Annotated in this window: 4 protein-coding genes; 1 reads left to right on the top strand and 3 read right to left on the bottom strand. The window is 58.6% G+C overall.

Translation table 11 applies throughout. The features are described 5' to 3' along the window. The coding region (locus ACMLHG_RS06015) for a transposase domain-containing protein (protein ID WP_417169905.1) at positions 1 to 189 on the top strand (189 nt) is incomplete at its 5' end. 358 nt (positions 190 to 547) lie between these two features. On the opposite strand, the gene ACMLHG_RS06010 is transcribed toward ACMLHG_RS06015, so the two are convergent. From ACMLHG_RS06010 to ACMLHG_RS06000, 3 genes are all read right to left on the bottom strand, one after another. Then, positions 548 to 931 (bottom strand): substrate-binding domain-containing protein, encoded by a 384-nt coding sequence (locus ACMLHG_RS06010; protein ID WP_294437566.1) that lies wholly within the window; start codon positions 929 to 931, stop codon positions 548 to 550. 42 nt (positions 932 to 973) lie between these two features. Further along, on the bottom strand, positions 974 to 1,597 hold the full coding sequence (locus tag ACMLHG_RS06005; protein WP_295811470.1) for a GntR family transcriptional regulator: 624 nt from the start codon (positions 1,595 to 1,597) through the stop codon (positions 974 to 976). A 173-nt stretch (positions 1,598 to 1,770) separates the two neighbouring features. Next, a complete protein-coding gene (locus tag ACMLHG_RS06000; protein WP_417169904.1) occupies positions 1,771 to 3,660 on the bottom strand; it encodes a DUF5696 domain-containing protein in 1,890 nt (629 codons plus the stop codon). Between the last annotated feature and the right edge of the window lie 158 nt (positions 3,661 to 3,818).

The raw sequence follows: 3,818 nt of genomic DNA, 5'->3' as shown, positions 1-3,818 counted from the left end.
CGAAAGAACTGTCTCTTTGCCGGAAGTGAAGCCGGTGGGCAGCGGCTCGCAATTCTGTATTCATTCGCCGCAACATGCAAAGCGAACGGCATCTGCTTTCGCAAGTGGCTCGAAGACGTTCTGCCGCGTTTGAATTCCACTCCGGCAGAGCAGATTGATTCTCTGATCCCCAAGGGAGAAGCAAAATAGTCAATAAGCTCAGGCTCATTATTATGAAGCGGGGAATGCCGTCTGGCGCTCAAACGCCAGACGGCATCATTTTTCTCCTGGCTCTAATTTTTTCCAAAGCTCCACCGCGATATCCCCCTCACCATGGGGCTCACTGGGCATATACTTCCTCCTCACCATGGGTCTCGCTGGGCGCATACCCTTTTCCAAGTTACTTTACGGGCATTTTACACCAAGTCAAGTTGTCCAGTTTTCGGGGCAAACCGCAGAGTGTCGGCGGGAGGCCGGCCGGTATGGAATCGTGTGCCGCGAAGGTCACGGATGGTCCGGAAAGCCGACTCCTCCGCCCGGCGGTGCGATGATAATCCGCCGCGGTGAATTATCCGATCCACAGCACCTCTTCCGGCGAGAGCTCCTCCAGCTCGAAACGGTAGTAGAGACGCTCCGGAGCGGGATGGATGCCGAGGTAGTGTTCGTAAATTTTGCTGACCAGCGGCATCAGGTCCGGGGTATTCACGATGGTGATCGACGGGGTGTTGAAGCAGGCCTGTTCCGGACTGCCGAAGGAGACCACGGCGATATCCTCCGGCACCCGGATCCCGTGGTCGGCGAGTGCGCGGATCACGCCGCGGGATGCCTCGACCGAGGTACAGAAAATCGCATCGGCTTCGTCGAGCTTCCCCGCGCGAACCAGCTGATCGGCGTAATGGAGCGCATGAAAGAACGAGGGTTCCGGCGGCGTGACCCGGTTGTCCCACGCCATGCCGGTGCAGCCGTATTGTTTCAGAGCCCGTTCCCACGGGGCCTAGCGCGGAGAAGGATGAGTGAGACTCGGCTCCACCGTGAAGAAGTCGATCCGGCGGCAGCCGCGCCGGTGGAGGAATTCCACCAGATGCCCGATCGCCTCGATGTTGATACCGTCGAAACAGCGGATGCCGTAGCGGGTCAGGTCGGCGAAGAGCGAGACCACCCGGTCGCTGATGCGGCGGAGTTTCTCCAGCAGCAGCGGCTGGAGCGGGCTGATGTTGAAGAAAATCAGATCGAAATTTTGATCGAGCGTTTCATAAACGACCGTATCGTCGCTGTAATGGAAGGGGACATCCTGATAACTGCAGCCGTATTTGCGTGCGGCACCGGAGATGGCGTTGCGCCATTTGTCGGCGAGAGAGATGGCGCTGTGGTGGAGATAGGCGACCCGCAGCTTCGGGGATTCTCCCGGAGCGCCGGGCACTTCCAGCCGTCCGTTGGCCGCCCGGATCACGGTGCCGTCATCGATCAGTTTCTGCATCGCCTGCCGGGTGGTCATGTAGCTGATTCCGAACTCCTGCATCAGTTTCGGAGCCCCGGGCAGCGCGCCGGAAAGATAGTCGCCATGTGCGATCCGCCGCTGCAGCACCTCGGCGATCTGGACATATTTCGGAGTTCCCACGCTTCCGCCTCCAGTAAAGGTTGATAGTTTTATATCTAGATAGTTTTCTGTTTATATTATACCCAAAAATTGCGGAGATGTCAAGAGCCTGTCGGAAAAAAAGAGAAAAAAAGCGTGCCGAAACAGGCACGCAGGGAGGGGGGATAGTTTCAGTTTTCCGGAAGGAAATGGATTTACTCCACCAGAAAATCGCGGGGCGGAACGAGCTGCCCGGATGGAGTTCTCCGGGCGGAGTCCGCATAGTTGACCCAGACGCTTCTGCCGTTGGAGTAGAGAGTCTGAGTCAAATTGTCTCCGTGGCGGAGATAATCATCGATGAATGCGGTCTGAAGGTCAGCCACCCGCTGATTGTCATCGGAAGCCTCTTTGATCCAGGCGACACACCGGTGGAGATTCTCCCGTGTGGTGTAACGGAAGCGGTCGTTGTCCCAGCCGTACCCTTTGTTGCACCACTCCGGATTGAAGATGCAGTGGTAGTAGAAGAGGGGGGTGCCGCCATAGGCGAAGTTACGCAGGTAGACGGTTTCACCGCGGATGGCATTGACGCTTTCCCGATAGGAGTTGTAGGTGAGCGTGCCGTGATAGGCGAGCTCGAAGAAGGGAATCTCCTCGTCGAAGAGATCAAAGTCGCCGAGGGTTTTATCCAGCCCCATGTTCGGGCGTCTGCGGTCGATCGTCCCCCCCACCAGATAGGCCCGGTCAAGACCCGGGAAGGCAAACTCCTTGGCCCCCTCCGACCAGCTGGACCCGAAGTAGTCGTGCTGCATCTGCGAGAGTTTTTCCCAGCAGGCGGCGGCTTCGGCCCGGCTGGCGGGGTGATCCGGATGGTGACACTTGTGCAGCGTGATGATCGAGGAGACATCGCAGTAATAGGACCCCCGGATCGGCAGCTTCGCGGCACGGTCGAAGTTCCGTTTCGCATAACGGAAGATCTGCTTCGGGCAGGTCCGGTAGGCGAGTCCCCCGGCGAGCAGCACGCCGGTATCGAGCATCGAGCCGTCGAGCCTTCGGGCAACGTCGTTCATATCGAACTCGCCGAACGCGGCGGCGAGGCTGAACGCACCGGTGTACTCGTCGTGCAGGCTGACCGGATACCCGAGTTTCGCGACGGCCCGAATGTTTCGCACCATCGCCTTTTCGCCGCCGAAATGGGGATCCACCGGGAAGAGCTTCGGGAAGGCGCCGTCGTGGCCGCCATGGTGCCAGCCGACCAGATTCAGTTCGGCCGGGCCGACCTGCTGACGGTGCATTTCACGGGCGACCTCTCCGACCATGTCGAAGGTCATGAATACGGTCATCGGCGGCTCGGTCTCCGGCGTCTGCTCCGGTACCGGACAGGGGAGGCGTTTCACCCCCATGCGGAAGCGGACGTTGATTGCCCGGACCGCATATTGAAGCACCGGGTTGTTCTCCAGTTTCTCCGACAGAAGCCGGATGCCCCGGCAGCGCCGCACATACTCCCGGTAGAAGCGGGCTGCCGCCTGCCATGACGGTGCGAGTTCCTTACGCCGGAGCACACAGTCGTATTCCGGCAGGGATTCGTCCATCTCGTCCCGCAGCAGGAACGCGGCATCCATCGAATAGAGCTGTTCCTGTCCGAAGTTGAATCGAATCCGGAACTCGGCGTCGAACCGGCCGTCCTCCAGAATCTGCAGAATCGTTTCCCGTTTCCGGACGACGCCGCACAGCGCCATGGTGCACTGCGCCTGACTGCGGTTGAAGATGGGGAAGAAAAACTCCCGTGATGCCTTGTTTTCACAGCGGCAGAGATAGCCGTGCTCCTGCGGAAAGATCAGCGCGGAACCGTCTCCCTCCCGTCCGGAGATCGTGCCGACATCCGGCAGAATGGCCTTGAAGCGGATTCCGCCGGTTTCCCGGAGCGAGTCGCGTGGAATCCGGATTTCGGTCATGCCGTCCTTTTCTGTGACGATCCGGGAGAATGCCAGTCCCAGAGCAGGGTGTTCCGCCGAGTTTCCGGAGAGGATCCAACCGTTCTCCGGGGTAACCTCCGACGTGATCGGAGTTTTTCCGTCCGACCCGAAATAGATGACATCGCATGACATTTTTCTGTTTTTCCTGTTGGCTAGCAGCCTGTCGGAGTGAGATTTTTGGCTTGGGAAAATCAATGTCCATCCCGATAGGCGCATAATGCTTGTTTTTTCCGTTGTCTATTGTCAGTAGCGAGAATTTATCCGCTCCGACATTAAATCCATATCTTTGA

It is taken from the genome of Victivallis sp. (assembly GCF_048170485.1).
Taxonomy (GTDB): domain Bacteria; phylum Verrucomicrobiota; class Lentisphaeria; order Victivallales; family Victivallaceae; genus Victivallis.
This window is presented reverse-complemented; position numbering and strand designations above follow the sequence as displayed.

What these genes read in the sequence shown, in the direction of transcription:
- ACMLHG_RS06010 (WP_294437566.1), bottom strand. Translation starts at nt 931, where the DNA reads ATGGCGTGGGACAACCGGGTCACGCCGCCGGAACCCTCGTTCTTTCAT.
- ACMLHG_RS06000 (WP_417169904.1), bottom strand. Translation starts at nt 3,660, where the DNA reads ATGTCATGCGATGTCATCTATTTCGGGTCGGACGGAAAAACTCCGATC.